14 protein-coding genes are annotated in these 18,719 nt (G+C 44.9%); 5 read left to right on the forward strand and 9 right to left on the reverse strand.

All coding sequences use genetic code 11. From position 1 onward, the window contains the following. Positions 1–23: 23 nt before the first annotated feature. Both napH and napG read right to left on the reverse strand, forming a co-directional pair. Complete coding sequence (gene napH / locus J4N37_RS18955) at positions 24–878, reverse strand: quinol dehydrogenase ferredoxin subunit NapH (protein ID WP_143693737.1); 855 nt, start codon at positions 876–878, stop codon at positions 24–26. After that, complete coding sequence (napG, locus tag J4N37_RS18960) at positions 878–1,648, reverse strand: ferredoxin-type protein NapG (RefSeq protein ID WP_010451011.1); 771 nt, start codon at positions 1,646–1,648, stop codon at positions 878–880. Before napG ends, napH begins: the two co-directional genes overlap by 1 nt. Positions 1,649–2,053: 405 nt before the next feature. Between napG and J4N37_RS18965 the strand changes: the two genes are divergently transcribed. Continuing rightward, positions 2,054–2,554 (forward strand): GNAT family N-acetyltransferase, encoded by a 501-nt coding sequence (locus J4N37_RS18965; RefSeq protein ID WP_071234176.1) that lies wholly within the window; start codon positions 2,054–2,056, stop codon positions 2,552–2,554. Between the two features lie 59 nt (positions 2,555–2,613). Here the strand turns inward: J4N37_RS18965 and J4N37_RS18970 are convergent, their stop codons facing one another. Both J4N37_RS18970 and J4N37_RS18975 read right to left on the reverse strand, forming a co-directional pair. Continuing rightward, entirely contained in the window at positions 2,614–3,597 is a 984-nt protein-coding gene (locus J4N37_RS18970; RefSeq protein WP_252043281.1) for a phosphotransferase, read from the reverse strand. Then, positions 3,597–3,872: a GNAT family N-acetyltransferase gene (locus tag J4N37_RS18975; RefSeq protein WP_252043112.1), complete on the reverse strand. Its 276-nt coding sequence runs from the start codon at positions 3,870–3,872 to the stop codon at positions 3,597–3,599. The genes J4N37_RS18970 and J4N37_RS18975 overlap by 1 nt, the downstream gene beginning before the upstream one ends. 127 nt (positions 3,873–3,999) lie before the next feature. On the opposite strand from J4N37_RS18975, the gene J4N37_RS18980 reads away from it, so the two are divergent. Beyond that, positions 4,000–4,743: a flagellar brake protein gene (locus tag J4N37_RS18980; RefSeq protein WP_038887458.1), complete on the forward strand. Its 744-nt coding sequence runs from the start codon at positions 4,000–4,002 to the stop codon at positions 4,741–4,743. A 47-nt stretch (positions 4,744–4,790) separates the two neighbouring features. Here the strand turns inward: J4N37_RS18980 and J4N37_RS18985 are convergent, their stop codons facing one another. From J4N37_RS18985 to J4N37_RS18995, 3 genes are all read right to left on the reverse strand, one after another. Then, on the reverse strand, positions 4,791–6,386 hold the full coding sequence (locus tag J4N37_RS18985; RefSeq protein WP_252043113.1) for a methyl-accepting chemotaxis protein: 1,596 nt from the start codon (positions 6,384–6,386) through the stop codon (positions 4,791–4,793). A 272-nt stretch (positions 6,387–6,658) separates the two neighbouring features. Next, complete coding sequence (locus tag J4N37_RS18990) at positions 6,659–8,287, reverse strand: methyl-accepting chemotaxis protein (protein WP_045391040.1); 1,629 nt, start codon at positions 8,285–8,287, stop codon at positions 6,659–6,661. 225 nt (positions 8,288–8,512) lie between these two features. Further along, on the reverse strand, positions 8,513–10,873 hold the full coding sequence (locus J4N37_RS18995) for a Lon protease family protein (protein ID WP_010450984.1): 2,361 nt from the start codon (positions 10,871–10,873) through the stop codon (positions 8,513–8,515). A gap of 197 nt (positions 10,874–11,070) precedes the next feature. Between J4N37_RS18995 and J4N37_RS19000 the strand changes: the two genes are divergently transcribed. Both J4N37_RS19000 and J4N37_RS19005 read left to right on the forward strand, forming a co-directional pair. Further along, a complete protein-coding gene (locus tag J4N37_RS19000; protein WP_045391037.1) occupies positions 11,071–11,568 on the forward strand; it encodes a hypothetical protein in 498 nt (165 codons plus the stop codon). 79 nt (positions 11,569–11,647) lie between these two features. Next, positions 11,648–13,279: an ABC transporter ATP-binding protein gene (locus J4N37_RS19005; protein ID WP_252043114.1), complete on the forward strand. Its 1,632-nt coding sequence runs from the start codon at positions 11,648–11,650 to the stop codon at positions 13,277–13,279. A 245-nt stretch (positions 13,280–13,524) separates the two neighbouring features. Here J4N37_RS19005 and J4N37_RS19010 read toward each other — a convergent pair whose 3' ends face one another. Both J4N37_RS19010 and J4N37_RS19015 read right to left on the reverse strand, forming a co-directional pair. After that, positions 13,525–15,564 carry a prolyl oligopeptidase family serine peptidase gene (locus J4N37_RS19010; RefSeq protein ID WP_252043115.1) on the reverse strand — a complete coding sequence of 680 codons (2,040 nt, stop codon included), beginning with the start codon at positions 15,562–15,564 and terminating at the stop codon, positions 13,525–13,527. Positions 15,565–15,701: 137 nt separating this feature from the next. Beyond that, complete coding sequence (locus J4N37_RS19015) at positions 15,702–16,601, reverse strand: LysR family transcriptional regulator (protein ID WP_010450976.1); 900 nt, start codon at positions 16,599–16,601, stop codon at positions 15,702–15,704. Positions 16,602–16,757: 156 nt separating this feature from the next. Here J4N37_RS19015 and J4N37_RS19020 point away from each other — a divergent pair, with 156 nt between their 5' ends. After that, positions 16,758–18,449, forward strand: coding sequence for an L-lactate permease (locus J4N37_RS19020; protein WP_045457497.1), 1,692 nt, complete (start codon positions 16,758–16,760; stop codon positions 18,447–18,449). The last annotated feature ends 270 nt before the right edge of the window (positions 18,450–18,719 follow it).

An 18,719-nucleotide genomic window follows, 5' to 3' on the forward strand; every position in this document is an offset into this window, starting at 1 on the left:
TGCTATCTAGAAAAACCAATGCCTTAATCGATATTTTTCACATTCAATCGGTTGTGGAATTCAAATACTTTTTCAGGGCAAACATCTATGCAACGACCGCAACTTATACAAGTTTGGTCCATTACACGTCGATCCCCCTCTTTGAGTGGTTGACGCAAAATGTCTGGCTCAGGGCAAACGTAATAACAGTCCATACATTTAGTGCAGTCTTCTCGTCGAACAGCGGTGACACGCAATAAACTCTTGCTGCCAATGACACCATAGGTTGCACCTAATGGGCACAGGTGACCGCACCAGCCATGCTCTACCAACAATAAGTCCAATACAAATACGAGCAATATCAGTACCCAGCCCGCCCCCATTCCAAATACTAAACCACGGTGAAGAGCAGCAACAGGATCTAACCATGTCCACAGGACCGATCCAGAAATCGCACTACCTAGCATCAAGGCAGGGATCAACCAATAACGGATATTTGGCGACCAACGGTAGCTCGCTTTAAGGTTGAGTTTTCTCCTTAACCAAGCCGCTAAATCAGTCACCATATTCAATGGACACACCCAAGCACAGAAGGCTCGAGGAGCAAGAATTGCGTAAAACACCAACACAATCGCAACACCTAGCAAAGCGTTAAACTCAGGAACATGTCCTGTGGCCAGCGATTGAAGGACAATCAAAGGATCACTCAGCGGCACCGTATTAAGCAACATACTGGAAGACAAATTCCCTTGAAGAATGCCCCATGTCGGCCCGGCCATAAACAACACAATGATCATCAGCTGGCATAAACGACGCAGAATCAGGAAGCGATGCGCTCGCCACCAGCCCAATTTCTCGATAGCTTCTTTGCCTGCATCTTGCGCTAAGTTCTTGGCCATCATTGACCTCCTTTAAGCGACTCAAGCGCTCCACTTGGAACAGGGGTCTCTTCTGGCAACACGTTCTCTAACGGCTTATCGATTTCTTGCCAGCCAAAGTTGTAATGGCTACCGACTTTACCTTTTGCTAAATCAGTCGGCACCACTTTGATGGCAGCGACATCCAATACACAAGCTTGCTCGCACTTACCACAGCCAGTACACACTTCGGAGTTTACTGTCGGGATCAGTTTCGCGTGATAACCCGTACGGTCATTTCTAATGTTTTCTAATGTAATCGCTTCATCGATTAACGGACAAACACGGTAACAGACATCACAACGCAAACCTTGCCAGTTAAGGCACGTCTCATGGTCGATGAGAACAGCCGTTCCCATTCGCGCATCGTCGATGTCGGTCAAATCATGATCCAACGCGCCACTAGGACACGCCACGACACAAGGAATGTCTTCGCACATTTCGCATGGGATATCGCGAGCGGTAAAGTAAGGTGAACCTGTAGCAACTGGGGAAAGCAAACTGGCAAGTTTTAAGGTGTCGTAAGGACATGCCTGGACACACAAGCCACATCGAATACAGGCTGACTCGAAGTCACCTTCTGGTAACGCGCCTGGCGGACGAATGGGTACACCTTTGGTTTCGCGAGCTTGGCTCTGCAATGACTGCAATCCAAGAACACACGCTGCTGCACCCACACCAGCCGCAGTTCGGGCAGTGTCACGCAAGAATCGACGTCGACCTTGCGAGACTTTTGACTGAGAGGATTTCATTATAGTTTTCCTCAAACACGCTCTAATTGCTCTTAAATAAGTTAAGCATAAATAGCGCTAAAAAGGCGTACTCCCCATACCTCATAAGGGGTAACTCCAACCTGTCTTGATAAAAATCAACTCGTTGCAGATACCAACTTCACACTTTAATAAAAATGGCCTTATTTCTAAAAATCAAAATTCACCATTATTCTCCATAAAGGTGAAGTTCTTTAGTACAAAAATTCAACGAAAAATCACTCTCATTCGTGTTTTCAATGATAATTCACTATAAAAAGTGAAAGTTAGAGATTCATAACATACTAATTTAAAAGCCATTTGAAGAGTAAAGGCAAAAAAATGCTATTCAAAGTAACTTTCTCTGGTTAGATTGAAGTTAATTCCAATAAACCTAAGGAGAGAAGCATGGAAATTATCGTCCGTCCAACCACTGTTGAAGACGCCGCTGCGCTAGTCGAAATTTATTCGCAACCAAAAGCACAACGTGAAACCCTGCAACTCCCTAAGCCATCTCTCGCAATGTGGGTCGATCGATTATCAAACATACCTGCTGGCGTGTATAGCTATGTCGCAGAAATCGATGGCAAGGTAGTGGGTAATATTGGGTTTCATCATTCACAGCGCCCGAGAACATCTCACACTGCTTCATTTGGCATTGGTGTACATGACAACTTCCACGGCTTAGGCGTTGGAAGTGCGCTGATCAGCACGGTGACAGAACTCGCCGATAACTGGTTGAATGTAAGGCGTATACATCTTGAAGTGAATTCAGATAACGAGGCTGCAATAGGCTTGTATAAGAAACACGGCTTTGAGATTGAAGGTGAGCTTATCGATGCCTCTTTCCGAGACGGTGAGTTTATTAACACCTACAGCATGGCCCGCATCAGAAAACCGAAAAACTAACCGCTATCCACCAGAACAAACCTCCCGCTTATTCGCTATTGAAATCCAGCGGGAGTTTTTTATTGCTTCAAGTCCAAATAGTCTAACGCTCGTTTCGTTAACGATTCGGTATAAGGGTTTATTTTCCAGTGGCCAGGACTCCAGCCTTTCACAAAGCGCTGAAAATCCGCCCATGCAACAGCAAACAACGGGCGCCATTCTTGCTCAACGGCTTCACCATCGAGTTGTGGTTGATAGTGATTCAGCGCATTCGTTAGTGCGGCAAAATAGGTATCCAGTACCCAAGATTCCATCTCCGCACACTCGCTCGGTTCTACTGCGCTACTCATAAACAAAGCAACATCTTTCATTGCACAGCCATGACCCACGTACTGAAAATCTACCGCAGCGACCGCCGAACCGTCATCGTTAAAACAAAAGTTTGCCAGTTTTGCATCACCATGTATCAAGGTTTGAAACTGAGCTTGCCGCAAAATGCGATCAATTAACTCAGCATATCGCTTAAGCCTATCATCTTGCAGTACTGCGAGTTCATCTGGTCGTGTATCCAAATGCCAATACGTACCCGTTTGCCATAACGCATCATGACGGCGACCAACATAGCGAGCGTGAAAGTTAGCCAGCCATTCTAAGCAGGCTTGCATCTGGATTTTGCTTGCTTTCTTAACTACGTTTGGAAAACCCGCTTGAGAGAGGTCCTCCATTACAATCAACCACTCAGCTTCGTTTTGATAACATTTAAGCCCTCGAGGGATCCGGCAGCGATCATCTACTGCTTGGCTAAAATCTTGATACCAACTGACTTCAACTTGGTAAGAATGCAACTTACGTTGATGTGAGCGATCGGTGTTCCAGCCTCGAGGATGCTCTGATGGTTTAGGAAGTTGGACATGTTTGACTACGACAGTTTGCTGAGGAAAAGTCAGTTTAACTAACTCACCGTAGCCACCCCATAGCGATTGGATCACAGTGACATGTTCAAGCTGACCTAGCTCTAATTCGTCACCGATGTTTTGATAGAGAGGATTGATCACTAACTCCATTAAGCCAGTAAGTGAGCCCATTGAGGATGCGTTGCCATGTATTTAATCACATAAGGACAAACAGGCACAACGCGATAACCTAATTCTTCTATTTTCGGCAATATCGCTTCCATCATTACGTTGCCATAACCTTGTCCTCGCAGTACTTCAGGTACCAAGGTAGACGTAATATGCATCTCTTTAGCCTTAAGCTCATAAACCACTTTCGCTTTATGGTCTTTCACCAAATCAACCCAAAAGATGGAATTTTCAGCGTCATGTGTCACTTTATGCATCTTTTACCCCCTATTTTTGGCAAACGTTTTATTGATTCAAACTATATCACTGCATAGAATTATTGCTACGTTTCGGCTTTGTAGCAAAACTTGCCGAAGCGCGTTACACCTAGGGACGAATATAATAATGAGAAATACGACGGCTAGTGGAAGGGACAATCGAGCAGCCCTTCATGAAAAGTCTGTACAACAGCGACAGGCAAGTACATTAAATAGTACCGATGCTATGGGGATGGTAGAACATGGTAGTGAAGTGACATTAAACGTCACCACACCAGTAGGAACTAAGTTTATTACTACTAGCCTTTTTATTGGTTGTCATTCCAACAATAGTGCATTGATAGAAATCCCCAATATCTCTGATGACGACCTTAAGTTCTATTTTCAAGAAGGTTTCTGGGTTAACGTGAAAGCACTATCGCATCGAGGCGAAGGTGCGATTATTCCTTTTAGAGCCCAAATAAAGCACCGTCTTGAAGAGCCATTTCCAGTATTAGTTTTGACCTTGCCAAACACGATGCAGGTGTATCAACTTCGTAAAGAAGTCCGTTATGAAGTAAACCTGCAAGCCAAAGTGCATCTTAATGACTATAAAACTGATTGTGAAATACGAGACCTTTCCAAGAGCGGTTGCCGTTTTATAACCTCGCCTATGAGCAGACAAATACAAGTTGGTGAAATGGTTTCTCTTAATATCGTTCTGGGTGAGCGAGGTCCGATGCTCGCGCCGTTGAAAGGAAAGGTGTGTAATTTACAAAAATCTACTCATTATGCTCGTTATGGCGTTCAATTTGACGACTTTGGTAAAGCCAACGCCAAAAACCTGCTGGGGCAACTGAAGTTTAACGGCACAAAACTTATGCTCAAATAGTGTCAAACTACCAATAAAAAATAAGGCGCCAATAGCGCCTTATTTTTTTATATTTTAAAGAAACTCAATTGCTCTTTTTGCTTCTCTGCCAAAAGGGAAAGCTCACTACTCGCGGCCGCACTTTGGCTGATTCCTGCCACGTTTTGGTTGACCAGCTCAGACATGTTCACCACGTTTCGGTTAATGTCTTGAGTGACTTGTGACTGTTGCTCAGCAGCTGTTGCGACTTGAGTATTCGAGTCATTAATATCTGCTACTGATTCCGTAATACCGACAAGTGCATGATTTGCTTGTTGGGCAAGCTCATTGTTTTTTGAAAGCATGTCTAGACTCACTTGCATACTTTCATTCGCCAAACCAGACTGCGCTTGAAGCTCTTCAATGATAGATTTAATCTCTTCCGTTGATTTCTGAGTGCGCGCAGCAAGCATACGCACTTCATCCGCCACAACAGCAAATCCACGTCCAGATTCCCCTGCGCGTGCAGCTTCAATCGCCGCATTTAATGCTAGTAGGTTGGTCTGCTCAGAAACGCCTCGGATTACCTCAACCACATTGCTGATTTGCTCAGATTGCGATTGTAGACGCTGCACAACTTGGGCTGCATCTGTTAGCGCTTGTGACATGTGCTCACTGGCTTGCGCACTTTCTTTAAACACAGCAAGGCCTGACTTTGCTAACCCATCAGCTTCACGAGCTGTTGAATCAGCAGATGTTGCATTGCTACTAACATTGTCTGCTGTGCTAGCCAATTCATTAACAGCCGAGGCGACTTGCTCTATCTCGATTAGCTCTTGCTGCGCATTGGCTTCTGCTTGAGTCATCACCGCTGCCAGCTCAGTAGAGGCCGATGCAACTTCTTCACTAATCCGCATAAGCTGGTCAACAGTGCTACGCAATTGTTCCGCAGTTTGGTTGACATCTTTACTCAACATTGCCAACTCATTTTTACCATCAGACTCTGCTCGAGCATTCAGATTCCCTTGAGCTAACTCACGCATAACTCGTTGTAAGCTGACGATCGGTGTGACAATTTTTCCTGACAGAACCCAAGCGCATAACAGCGAGAATGCGAATACTGACAAAACAATCATTGTCGCATTGCTCTGTACGCGTTGGCTCTCGGCTTCTGTCTGCTTCATACTTGCAGCAGCAACTTCATTGACACGTTTTGAAAGGGCATTCATTACTGCCACCATATCATTGCCTGCTCGACGATAATTAGTGATTACAGCTTCTCGCTCAGCATTGGATAACAACCCTTGTTCAAAGCGCGACACAGTATCAATCACGTCGTGTGCATGCTTAATGTAAGCGTCCACTTTGTCCTTCATTACCATCGCTTGCTGGCGGTACGCTGGATTGGATGCAATTTGATTCAGCTCTTGATGGATGTCTTTAGATATAGAATTGAGCTCAGACACAAATGCCGATCTACGTTCTGGGATATACATGGCATAGATGCCACTAATTCGGAGGGGGTAAACCTGATTATCTATCGTTGCCAAAAGGTCTTTGTAATGAATCACGGACTCGCTATTTTGAGTGCTCTTCTCTAATTCAGCTTGTAAATCATTACGAGCAATACCTAGCGCAACCATTACCGCCAATGCGGTTGCCAAAACTGGCAGCAATACTTGCATTCTAACTGACAAGTTTTTAATAAAGCCTGCATTTTCGCCTCAATATTAATGCATATTGTTTTATAAAAAGGGCAGGCATCGTATAGAAATGTACGTCAAGCGACTATCAAAATCCCACTATCGTCACGACAACAAAATTCTCTCACTAGCAAGAAGAAAGAAAATGTCTATGCCCAAATAACATTGAAGTGCTGGAGTATATTTTCCTAGATTCAAAAAAAATCCCCAAGCCAATGCTCGGGGATTTTTATTATTGCTATCAACAATCGCTATTACAGTTTGAAGAAACTTAGTTGCTCTTTCTGCTTCTCAGCTAAGTGAGAAAGCTCTGTACTTGCACTTGCGCTCTGGCTAATACCAGCAACGTTTTGGTTTACTAGCTCCGACATATTCACCACATTACGGTTAATGTCTTGTGTTACTTGAGACTGTTCTTCAGCCGCTGTCGCTACTTGAGTGTTTGAGTCATTAATGTTTGCTACCGACTCAGTAATACCGACAAGTGCATCATTCGCTTGTTGCGTCAGTTCATTGTTTCGAGCCAGCATTTCTAGACTAACTTGCATGCTGTCATTCGCCAGACCCGACTGTGCTTGAAGCTCTTCGATAATCGATGAGATTTCTTGAGTTGAATCCTGAGTACGAGCTGCAAGCATACGCACTTCATCCGCAACAACAGCAAAGCCGCGACCAGATTCGCCAGCACGTGCTGCTTCAATCGCCGCGTTTAGTGCTAGCAGGTTCGTTTGCTCAGAAACACCACGAATCACTTCAATCACATCGTTGATTTGTACTGACTGGTCTTTCAAGCGCATTACAACTTGTGCAGCGTCGTTTAGTGCTTGCGACATTTGCTCACTTGCTTGCGCGCTTTCTTGGAAGATTGCTAAGCCAGATTGTGCTAGGCCATCCGCTTCACGCGCTGTCGCGTCTGCTGAAGTTGCATTATCGCTTACGTTGTTTGCTGTGCTTGCCAACTCGTTAACAGCTGAAGCAACCTGCTCGATTTCTGCTAGTTCTTGTTGAGCATTCGCTTCAGCTTGAGTCATAACTGCCGCTAGTTCTGTTGAAGCAGACGCAACCTCTTCACTAATGCGAGTCAAGTGGTCAACCGTATCGTGCAGTTGAGAAGCTGTCTGGTTTACGTCTTTGCTCAACTGAGAAATCTCGTTATCACCGTCAACATCGGCACGCACTGAAAGGTCACCGCCTGCCAGCTTACGCATCACTTCTTGCAGTTTTTGAATTGGTGTAACGATCATTCCTGACAAGAACCAGGCACCGACAAGCGAGAATACAAATACTGATAGAACAGTGATCATCGCATTGTTTTGAACGCGAATGTTCTCACGGTTGCTGCTTGCTGTCGCTTCAGTAGCAATTTCGTTAACGCGTTGAGATAACGCATTGATGGTTGATACCATCTCGTTACCTACGCGGCGGTATTGAGAGATAAAGTTACGGTATTCGCTATCCGATACTTGGCCGCGATCATGGCGATTAAAGAACTCTACAGCGCGAGTTGAGTAATCAACATAAGCTTCAATCCCTTTACGAACCTGAACGGCTTCTTTACGGAACGTTTCGCGGGCTTCGATCTTGTCTAGATCAGACTCAATCTCTTTCATGCCTGCTTTTAACTCATTTAAGAAGCCATCTCGACGAGAAACGTCATAGATCGCGTAAACGGCACTGATACGCAATGGGTAAACTTGGTCATCAATATGAGCAAGGGTATCTTTATAAAAGACAAGAGAATCTGAGTTTGAAGCGACAACTTCTTGCTCAGCTTGAAGGTTATTTTTTGTGATCCACAGTGCAATAAACAATGCGAATGCGGTAAAGAGTACAGGGACAAGTACCTGCGTTCGTACTGACAGATTTTTCAATGAAAACTGCATGATTAGCCTCGGATAGATTGGTCTTTGCTTCCATGCCTGTGGGATTATTCCCACATGAATAAACAACGCGCCAATATTAGAGGTAGATCACAATTTTGTCTAGGTAAAAGGCACATAATTTCATAAAGTTAGCGACAATATACCGACATTCCGTCGGAATATTGTCGTTATTTTTATTTATGAAAAATTATGTCTTTATCTCAAAAGATATAGGAATTAATGCAGCTATTTTCGTAGAGAGTTCAGTTTCGCTTGAGCCAAACCGAATATCGTATCAATTGGATATGACCCTTCATCTGTTGGCTCACCAGCGGCTTTCCCTGTAAATAGCTCGATCGCTTCAGTGACGTGATCAATCGCCCAGATGTGGAAGTCTCCCTTCTCTACTGCTTTCACAATGTCAGAACGAAGCATCAAATTGTGCACATTCGAGCGTGGGATGATCACCCCTTGCCCAGCATGACGACCTTTGATTTCACACACATCATAGAAGCCTTCGATCTTCTCATTGACCCCACCGATAGGCTGCGCTTCTCCGAACTGGTTCATCGAACCTGTGATAGCGATGTCCTGACGGTTTGGTTGCTTCGAGAACGCCGATACTACAGCGCAGAACTCAGCCATGCTTGCACTATCACCATCAACGCCGCCATATGATTGCTCAAAGGTAATTGTCGTTGTCAGCGGAACACGCGCTGTCTTCCCAAACACAGACGACAAATAAGCCGACAGGATCATGACCCCTTTTGAGTGAATGCTGCCACCCAGATCCACACTACGCTCAATATCAATCACATCACCGTCACCGTAACAGGTTGTCGCTGTGATTCGATTTGGCGCACCAAACATGTGATCGCTGGTACTCAACACCGATAGAGCGTTCACTTGCCCGATGGCAGAGCCATCAGTGTGAATCAAGGTCGTTCCATTAACGAAGGTTTCCATCACACTATCTTGCAAGCGGCTCACTCGCATTTCCTGATTGCTCAGCGCTTCTTCCACGTGTCCAATGCGAATCATGTTGGAGTTCGCTTGGCGAGCGACGTAGTTCGATTCTCGCAATAAGTTGGCGATATTCGCAGAGTGAAGTGAAAGCTTGGTTTGGTCACCAGACAAGCGTGAGCTGTACTCGATAATACGTGCGATGGCTTTCTTATCGCAATGGAGCATGTTGTTATCGTTTACCACACTAGAAATAAAACGAGCATATTGCAGCTCTGAATCCGGTGTGCGTTTCATCTCGTCTTCGAAGTCAGCGGTAACTCGGAATAGCTCACCAAACTCCGGATCATAGTGCTGCAGCAATTGATAAGTACGATAATCACCGAACAAAATGATCTTGATATCCAGAGGAATTGGTTCTGGATCTAACGACACTGCACCCGTTAGTGTAACTTCCTTCTCTAGCGAGGTGAAACTTAGCTGGCGAGAGCGAATTGCTCGTTTTAATCCATCCCACACATAAGGCTGCTCAAGCACCTTCTGTGCATCCATCAGTAGCACACCACCGTTTGCCTTATGCAGGCTTCCAGCTCGAATCAAAGAAAAATCGGTAAACACTGTACCTTTAAAGGTCGCAGTTTCAATTGAACCAAACAATGAGTGGTAGTTAGGGTTTTCTTCAACAACGATTGGAAATTCAGTGTTGTTACGGCTGACCAGTACGTTCACTTTATAGCGACGTGGTAGTTTTTTATCCAACGACGCCGTTGCGATTTCACCTTGCTCACCACTCTGTTCAAGGAAAATGTCGGCGTTTTCAACAATATCTTTTTGCAGATCGGTTAAGTAAGTTTTGATTTCCGAATAATCAGCGTAATCGACTTTCAACTGTTTGATAAAGTGAGTGATCACGTCTAATGTCACGTCATCGTTCAGCTTCTTGATTTTTTCGCTAAACGTCTCTTCCCACTCAGTCAGTTCACGTATCATATTACGCAAACTCACTTCTAGCTCATCAATGCTGCTGCTAAAGTACTCTTGTTCTTTTTTACTGAGCTCGTCGAACGATTCTTCGGTATGTAACTCTTCACCGTTCATCGCAACAAACTGATAGTCACCCTGAGTAGTGATAGTTAAGCTAATGCCTTTTTCTTTTGCTTCTTTACTGATGCTATCGAGCTCAAGTTGCTGTTTATTAGCCAACTGGTTCTTCAGGCGATCGGCACGGCTGTAGTACATCTCATTGTCAAATGCGAGGGGCAACGCGTTAAGTAATTTGCCCATCAACTTTTCAATGTCCGCTTTCAGCTTATTACCAATACCGCATGGCAATTTGAGCACCTTCGGTATGCGAGTGTCTTCAAAGTTCGCGACATAGCACCAATCAAACAGCGCTGCGTCATCATGCTGATGACGATTTAGATAACGCAAAATCATCGTGCGCTTACCTAGGCCATTCTGACCGATGGCGTAAATATTGTACCCTTTCTCCTTGATTGACATAGCAAACTCAACCGCTTTTTGTGCGCGTTCTTGGCCTACGATCTCATCAATTGGAGGTAATTCCTTGGTCGACTTACATGGCATATTTTCCAAATCAGCTGCTGAATACAGCTGTTTAGGTTCCAATCTTTGTACTGCCATACTTGCCTCCTTTTTCTTATTGTCTTTACCTCAGTGTAGAGATAATTTGTTTAAATTTAAGTGATTTATCTTCCACCGCAGTTCAATTGGACATTTTACGAACAGTTATATGCTTTTAAAATGAAAACAAGTCGCACTTGCAATTGATAATTAATTTCATTTAATATCTACTCAAATCGAATTTTGTGGAGACAAAGATGAATATTGAGCAATGCTGGATGCGCTACTTAAAAGCAGAGCAGCTAATGGAGCAAGGCCACTGGCCAGAAGCTCATCGCTTGTACGAAGATGTGCTCAGTCATTTACCAAGTCATATTCATTCTGCACTCGAAAACGAACAAACCAAGCCGTGTCAGTTCATATGCTTAATTAGTGGTTTGCGCGACGCCAGCGTTGCGCAATCAGAAATACTCAACAAACTGGGACTTCAACAAGAAGCATTTTCAGCACTTAACCAATCTTATGCGTTGTTCCAGTTCTTGCAGCTAGAAAGCCATGACCTAATCAGTAGAGTCAGCCAATTGCTTAGCAAGCAGAGTGAAGATTTGTTAGCTCATATGGCTGCGTTTTGCTCTGCACAACGCAACGCGCAATGGATGATTGAACTTGATAATGTGACTCGCGCCCATGAGCAGTTCTTGTACTTGCAAGCCATGACTGCAGCAGAATCAGGTGTGACTCCACTATACAATTAAGCATCTCGGCATAGGAACCTGCCGCGACAAAATTCGACAGCAATAAAAGTAATTACAACTCGGTACACAAGGAAACGTGATGTCCACACAAACCATTCTTTCGGTGAACAACCTGTCTGTCAGCTTTACGACAAACGATGGTATCGTCGATGCAGTAAAGAATGTTAGCTTTGATCTACAAGCTGGTGAAACACTGTCTATCGTAGGCGAGTCTGGTTCAGGCAAGTCAGTTTCAACCAATGCGTTGATGAGACTGCTACCAGATAACGCTATTTTGCACTCCAACTCCTCTATCACTTTTGAAGGTGAATCGATTCTGGATAAATCTGAGCGCCAGATGCAAAGCATTCGTGGCGATCGCATTGGCATGATTTTCCAAGAGCCAATGACGTCTCTTAATCCATACATGCGCGTTGGAATTCAGGTAGCGGAGGCGATCATATGCCATCGCTCAGTGACTAAAAAACAAGCTAAAGCTAGAGTGCTCGAACTGTTTGATTTAGTACATCTACCAAATCCCCAACAAGCGTACGATAAGTATCCACACGAGTTCTCTGGCGGTCAGCTGCAACGCATCATGATTGCGATGGCATTGATTAACGAGCCAGATATTCTTATAGCCGATGAACCAACTACGGCGCTCGACGTGACCGTTCAAGCTGAAGTGCTTTACCTGATCAAAGAGATCCAAGCCAAAATGGGAATGGCAATTCTCTTCATAACTCATGATTTAGGTGTCGTGAAGCACTTTGCTGACCGAGTATTAGTGATGTGTAAAGGTGAAGTGGTCGAAGAAGGCATCACAGAAACGCTCTTCTCTGACCCTCAGCATGATTACACCAAGATGCTGATTAACTCGATTCCGAAAGGCAATAAAGATCCTATCGAAGAAGGTGCAACTGAGCTACTCAGAGCAGACGACATTCGTGTTAAGTTTCTTGTAAAACCTCACTTTATTGCGAGCAAAAATGAATACTTTGAAGCAGTGAAAGGGATCTCCTTAGAGTTAAAACAAGGTGAAACGCTTGGTATCGTTGGCGAGTCTGGTTCAGGCAAATCAACGCTTGGTCGTGCATTGATCGGATTATTGCCATCAGCTGGTAAAATCCAGTTCAAAGGGCAAGACCTAGCGCTTCTGACTGATAAAGAACGCTTTGCACTGAAAAAAGATGTACAAATGGTCTTCCAAGACCCATATGGTTCACTTTCTCCACGTATGACAGTTGGTGAGATCATCACAGAGGGACTCACTGTACATCAACCTCAAATGAGCAAAGCGGAACGAATGCAAAAAGCTCGAGATGTGCTTCGTGAAGTGCGTCTCGACCCTGCATCCATTAATCGCTACCCGCATGAGTTTTCTGGTGGTCAGCGTCAGCGTATCGCCATAGCGCGCGCGTTGATCCTAGAGCCTTCTTTCATTCTGCTTGATGAACCAACATCGGCACTGGACCGCTCTGTTCAGTTAACGGTGATTGATTTGCTAAAAGATCTACAGAAGAAGCACAACATCGGCTACCTGTTTATCAGTCATGATCTTTCTGTAGTAAAAGCGCTCTCTGACCGTGTACTCGTGATGCAAAAAGGAGAAGTGATGGAGCAAGGCACTGCAGAAGAAATCTTCCATAATCCGAAGAGTGATTACACAAGAAAGCTGATTGATGCCTCATTTGATCTTGAAAACAATGAAAATCAACATGATGCTGCTTAAATTCATCACTGTTTCATATACATAAACTAGAGTTATATTGTGACGACAAGTCGTCACAGTCCCGAAAATGGTATAGCTGCCATTCGGTTTGGCCGCCGAGACTGGTTGGTTCAAAGTTAGGCTTAGTCACCCTAACAATCAAATTGAGTTCCCCCAACCATGAAAAATGCCGCGATAGAAGTCGCGGCATTTTTTATTGTCAGTCTGGTGCATTAAATTTGATGGTTTGCACCAGTAAACGTCCATTAAATATCGAGCTTTTCAATTCCCATATTGAGCAATGCAAACGCGTAAACATCGGTAGTAAGGTCGATTTGTTTGCTCAATGGCATACCCGCACCATGACCTGCGTTCACATCAATACGAATCAGCACAGGATTGTCTCCCTGATGCTTGTCTTGCAGCTCTGCGATAAACTTGTATGAGTGAGCAGGGACAACACGGTCATCGTGGTCTGCGGTCGTTACAAGCGTTGCTGGGTATGAAACGCCCTCTTTCACGTTGTGCACTGGTGAATAGCCTAGGATGTATTTAAACATCGCCTCACTTTGCTCAGAGGTACCAAAATCGTACTTCCACCCCTCACCAGAAGTAAAAGTATGGTAGCGAAGCATATCCAATACACCAACCGCAGGAATCGCCACTTTAAACAGCTCTGGTCGTTGAGTCATACATGCACCGACCAACAAACCGCCATTTGAGCCGCCACGAATCGCAAGACGCTCTGAGCTAGTGTAGTCGTGCTCAATCAAGTATTCCGCCGCGGCAATAAAGTCATCAAATACGTTTTGCTTTTGTTGTTGAGTACCCGCATTGTGCCAAGCTTTACCATACTCACCACCGCCACGCATATTAGCGACTGCGTAGATGCCTCCAAGTTCTAACCAGTTTGCGACATTTCCTGAGAACATAGGAGTCAAACTAATATTAAAGCCACCATAGCCATAAAGCATGGTTGGCGCGCTGCCATCAAGTTTGGTGCCTTTTTTATATGAGATGATCATCGGCACCTTTGTTCCGTCTTTCGAGGTGTAGAACACTTGTTGAGATTCGTATTCTTTACGGTCGAACGGTGCTTTCGATTCTTTATAAAGTACTGACTCACCGCTTTCTACATCAAAAGAAAAGATGGTTGGTGGTGTCACGTAGTTAGTAAAGGTGTAATAAAGCGTCTTATCTTCTGCTTTGCCCTGCAAGCCATATACGGTGCCTTGGTCAGGTAGAGTAACTTCACGTACTAACTCACCTTGATAAGTAAACTGCTGAACTTTAGACAAAACGTCGACCATGTAAGTCGCAAACAAGTAACCACCACCTTTGCTAATATCCAGTGGCTGTTCCTGCTCGGCAATGATCTCTTCCCATTGTTGAGTTTGGGTGTGGTAACCAACCACCTTACCGTTAGGCGCATCTAAGTTGGTGTAGAAAATCAGGGTATCATCTTGGTTATCAATCAAATACGTATCACCATCGGTTGTATCTCGAAGCGTGATAACTGCCTGTTCTTCCGAAGTGAGATCCACATAAAACAGTCGGTTTCCTGATGTAGATTCCGCACCTGTGATAATCAAGAAACGATCGTCTTTGGTGGTCACTCCCCCTACATAACGATGCTTTTGTGACTCCAACGCGCCAAAGACCACTTTGTCTTGAGATTGTGGTGTACCTAACTCATGGTAGTAAAGCTTGTGCTGCTCAGTACGAGCCGAAAGCTCGCTGCCCTTTGGTTTGTCATAGCTAGCGTAGTAAAAGCCTTTGTTACCAAGCCAAGAAATAGTGGTGAACTTAGCATCGACAATTTCAGGTTCAAGCTGCTCTTTAGTTTCTACATCAATGACGAAGATCTTACGCCAATCGCTGCCACCTTCAGAAATGGAATACGCCACAAGTGTGTCGTCTTTAGAGAACTTCACTTCTCCAAGCGATGTCGTTCCTTCTTCTGAAAAGGTATTTGGATCTAGGAAGATCTCCGCCTCTTCATCCCCTTTGCGACGGTATAAAACGCTCTGGTTCTGTAAACCATCATTTTTATAGACGTAAGTGTATTCACCATGAACAAAAGGTTGAGAGTACTTTTCGTAGTTCTGACTGTTCGCTACTAAATCGCGAATTTGTTGGCGGAAAGGGATCTGACCTAAGTAATCGAAGGTCACTGAGTTTTGCCCTGAAACCCACTCTGCGGTTTCTTGGCTGAGATCGTCTTCTAGCCAGCGATATGGGTCTGCAATGTCGTGACCAAAATAAGTGTCGACGACTGAATCTTTACGAGTTTTTGGGTAATGCATAACGTCCGTGTTACTCCGTTTGAAGTTAAGTGTTTTGTTTTATTATTTTGTTGAGACTTATTCTCAATACCTACCTTAGGGTTCAAACACCGAATTTCAACCAATAGATTGAAACATTTCTTATATTTATGAACCAACTAAAAGTAATGCGAGATAGTGAGGTATCGCTCTCGAATGTGTTCTATCAAAAGCTTCACTTTGTTCGGCGGTTGACGAGTAAAAGGATAAACCGCGTAGATGCCGAGCTTTTTGCCGACCAACTCAGGGAAAATGTCCACCAGCTCACCACTGCGAATATCGTGGTAAACCAAACAACGCGGTACGTAAGCGATACCATGCCCACCCAAGGCAGCTTTTCGCAGTGCCGTTGCGTTATCTGTAGAGAAGCAACCGGAGACTTTTACAATATAGTCGCCATCTTTACCTTTGAACTGCCAGTCGGTTGCCCCTGTGGTTTGGTAGGCGTATTGCAAGCAGTTGTGCGTCGTCAGGTCGATCGGTTCAATGGGCTTGCCATGTTTAGCAATATAGGAAGGAGAAGCACACACCACCCACTGAGAGTCCAGAATATGCCTCGCTATCAGGCTCGAATCTTCTAGATAGCCGGTACGAATCACCAAGTCAAATCCACCAGCGACCAAGTCAACAAAGCGGTTATCAAGCGACATATCTACTGTTAAACCAGGATGCATATTACAAAACTCTGCAACCGCGTCCGCCAAGATCAAATCACCTGAGATAGTCGGCACCGACATTTTGATATGTCCACTGACATTCTCACCAAAGCCTGAAACTGCATCCATAGCCTCCTGAGTGGCTTGCTTCACATTTTTAGCACTGTGTAACAAAACCTTTCCCGCTTCGGTCAGGGTCAATTTACGCGTAGTTCTATATAATAGCTGAGCGCCAATTTCTTCTTCCAGTCGAGCAATCCTCTTGCTAACTACCGAATTTGTAAGGTTATTTTCTTCAGCCACCTTACTAAAACTGCCCATTTCAACTACCTGAGAGAACAGGATTAGGTCATCTGCACGCATCGATTATGTCACTTTTGGAATAAATTAATTTCATTATTTCCCTATATCTATAAAAAATAAAGGGGTAAATTCACGCCAAATTAACAAAACCATTACAACAAAAATCATCTCTACAGCATAAAGCCGTTCGAGAAGTCAGCGTACGAGGATGTACCAATGAGTGAAACCCTACTTGCCCTTGTGGCGTTTTCGCCAATTGTTGTCGCCGCCATTTTATTGGTTGGTCTCAACTGGCCTGCTAAAAAAGCCATGCCTGTTGCGTTCGGTTTAACCGTCGCTATCGCCCTAATGTTTTGGGATATGTCAGCTACTCGCGTACTGGCATCTGTCTTCCAAGGATTAGGTATTACTGTCTCAGTTCTTTGGATCGTGTTTGGTGCCATCTTCTTGCTCAACACTTTAAAACACACTGGCGCGATCACCACTATCCGCAATGGATTTACTGATATTTCAGCCGACCGTCGCGTGCAAGCCATCATCATCGCTTGGTGTTTTGGTTCATTCATTGAAGGTGCGTCTGGTTTCGGTACGCCTGCGGCCATCGCAGCCCCACTATTGGTCGCGATTGGCTTCCCTGCTCTTGCCGCGGTACTGATGGGCATGATGATCCAATCTACGCCAGTATCATTTGGTGCGGTTGGTACGCCAATCATCGTCGGTGTGAATAAAGGCCTAGATACACACAACATCGGTGAAGCGCTGGTTGCTCATGGCTCAACATGGGATGCCTACCTGCAACAAATCACCTCAAGCGTTGCAATGATTCACGCAACGGTTGGTACTCTAATTCCTGTACTTATGGCAATGATGCTGACTCGCTTCTTCGGTAAAAATAAAAGCTGGAGCGAAGGTCTAGATATTCTGCCATTCGCACTATTCGCAGGCATTGCCTTCACCGTTCCTTACGCACTCACTGGCGTGTTCCTAGGAGCTGAGTTCCCATCATTAATCGGTGGTCTAGTTGGTCTGGCAATTGTAGTCACTGCGGCGAAAAAAGGCTTCCTAGTACCAAAAACTAAATGGGACTTCGAGAGCGAAGATAAATGGCCAGCAGAATGGTTGGGCTCCCTCAAGATCAATCTTGATGACAACCCAGGCAAACCAATGAGCTTAACTAAAGCTTGGGCACCATACGTGATGCTAGCAGTTATCCTAGTGGCAAGCCGCGTAAGCCCTGAGTTCAAAGGTCTGCTTAAGAGTGTAAGCCTATCGTTTAGCAACATTCTTGGCGAGACTGGTATCAGCACGGCAATTCAACCTCTATACCTTCCGGGTGGCATCCTAGTCTTCGTTGCACTGCTTGCCGTTCTTCTGCAAGGTGGTGGTGCGAAATCACTAGGGAAAGCGTTTGGCGAGTCGAGCAAGACGTTAATCGGCGCAGGTTTCGTACTCGTGTTCACCATCCCTATGGTTCGTATCTTTATTAACTCAGGTGTCAACGGTGCAGAGCTAGCAAGTATGCCTGTAACGACGGCTAACTTCGCGGCAGAACTCGTTGGCTCAGCATTCCCGGCGTTGAGTGCGACTGTTGGTGCCCTTGGTGCATTCATCGCTGGCTCTAATACTGTGTCAAACATGATGTTCAGCCAATTCCAGTTCGAAGTGGCACAGACACTCACCATCTCAAGTGCTGTTGTTGTTGCATTGCAAGCGGTGGGTGCTGCTGCGGGCAATATGATTGCTATCCACAACGTGGTGGCTGCATCCGCAACGGTTGGCCTATTAGGACGCGAAGGTGCAACGCTGCGTAAGACGGTTATCCCAACGTTCTACTACCTAGTAGTAACAGGCATCATCGGTCTCATTCTGATTTACGGATTCCAAATCACCGACGCTTTAATGAAGTAAGACTAAATGCAGGGTTTCCCCGCCCTGCTCTTTCTCTGGCACAGCGGTCAGCACTACTACCCCGACTTTTGGTGTGGCTTGCTGCATCAATCCCCCCGACCGGTGTGCCAGCCTTTTTCAGTGCAGATAATTGATTGTTCTGTGTATGGAACCGCCCCAGCTCAATCACTTATCTATACTCTAATTCTGACGTCGACTGCCGAAAGGATGGCAGTCAGTGAAACGCTGACAGAGCATGTGCTCATTGACTCAGGACGCAATCTTAGAATA

It is taken from the genome of Vibrio sp. SCSIO 43153 (assembly GCF_023716625.1).
In the GTDB taxonomy this organism is placed as follows: Bacteria; Pseudomonadota; Gammaproteobacteria; order Enterobacterales; family Vibrionaceae; genus Vibrio; species Vibrio rotiferianus.

Bases quoted from the DNA above. Each gene is read 5' to 3' on its own strand.
- napH (WP_143693737.1), bottom strand. From the start codon at position 878: ATGGCCAAGAACTTAGCGCAAGATGCAGGCAAAGAAGCTATCGAGAAA.
- napG (WP_010451011.1), bottom strand. From the start codon at position 1,648: ATGAAATCCTCTCAGTCAAAAGTCTCGCAAGGTCGACGTCGATTCTTG.
- J4N37_RS18965 (WP_071234176.1), top strand. From the start codon at position 2,054: ATGGAAATTATCGTCCGTCCAACCACTGTTGAAGACGCCGCTGCGCTA.
- J4N37_RS18970 (WP_252043281.1), bottom strand. From the start codon at position 3,597: ATGGAGTTAGTGATCAATCCTCTCTATCAAAACATCGGTGACGAATTA.
- J4N37_RS18975 (WP_252043112.1), bottom strand. From the start codon at position 3,872: ATGCATAAAGTGACACATGACGCTGAAAATTCCATCTTTTGGGTTGAT.
- J4N37_RS18980 (WP_038887458.1), top strand. From the start codon at position 4,000: ATGAGAAATACGACGGCTAGTGGAAGGGACAATCGAGCAGCCCTTCAT.
- J4N37_RS18985 (WP_252043113.1), bottom strand. From the start codon at position 6,386: ATGCAAGTATTGCTGCCAGTTTTGGCAACCGCATTGGCGGTAATGGTT.
- J4N37_RS18990 (WP_045391040.1), bottom strand. From the start codon at position 8,287: ATGCAGTTTTCATTGAAAAATCTGTCAGTACGAACGCAGGTACTTGTC.
- J4N37_RS18995 (WP_010450984.1), bottom strand. From the start codon at position 10,873: ATGGCAGTACAAAGATTGGAACCTAAACAGCTGTATTCAGCAGCTGAT.
- J4N37_RS19000 (WP_045391037.1), top strand. From the start codon at position 11,071: ATGAATATTGAGCAATGCTGGATGCGCTACTTAAAAGCAGAGCAGCTA.
- J4N37_RS19005 (WP_252043114.1), top strand. From the start codon at position 11,648: ATGTCCACACAAACCATTCTTTCGGTGAACAACCTGTCTGTCAGCTTT.
- J4N37_RS19010 (WP_252043115.1), bottom strand. From the start codon at position 15,564: ATGCATTACCCAAAAACTCGTAAAGATTCAGTCGTCGACACTTATTTT.
- J4N37_RS19015 (WP_010450976.1), bottom strand. From the start codon at position 16,601: ATGCGTGCAGATGACCTAATCCTGTTCTCTCAGGTAGTTGAAATGGGC.
- J4N37_RS19020 (WP_045457497.1), top strand. From the start codon at position 16,758: ATGAGTGAAACCCTACTTGCCCTTGTGGCGTTTTCGCCAATTGTTGTC.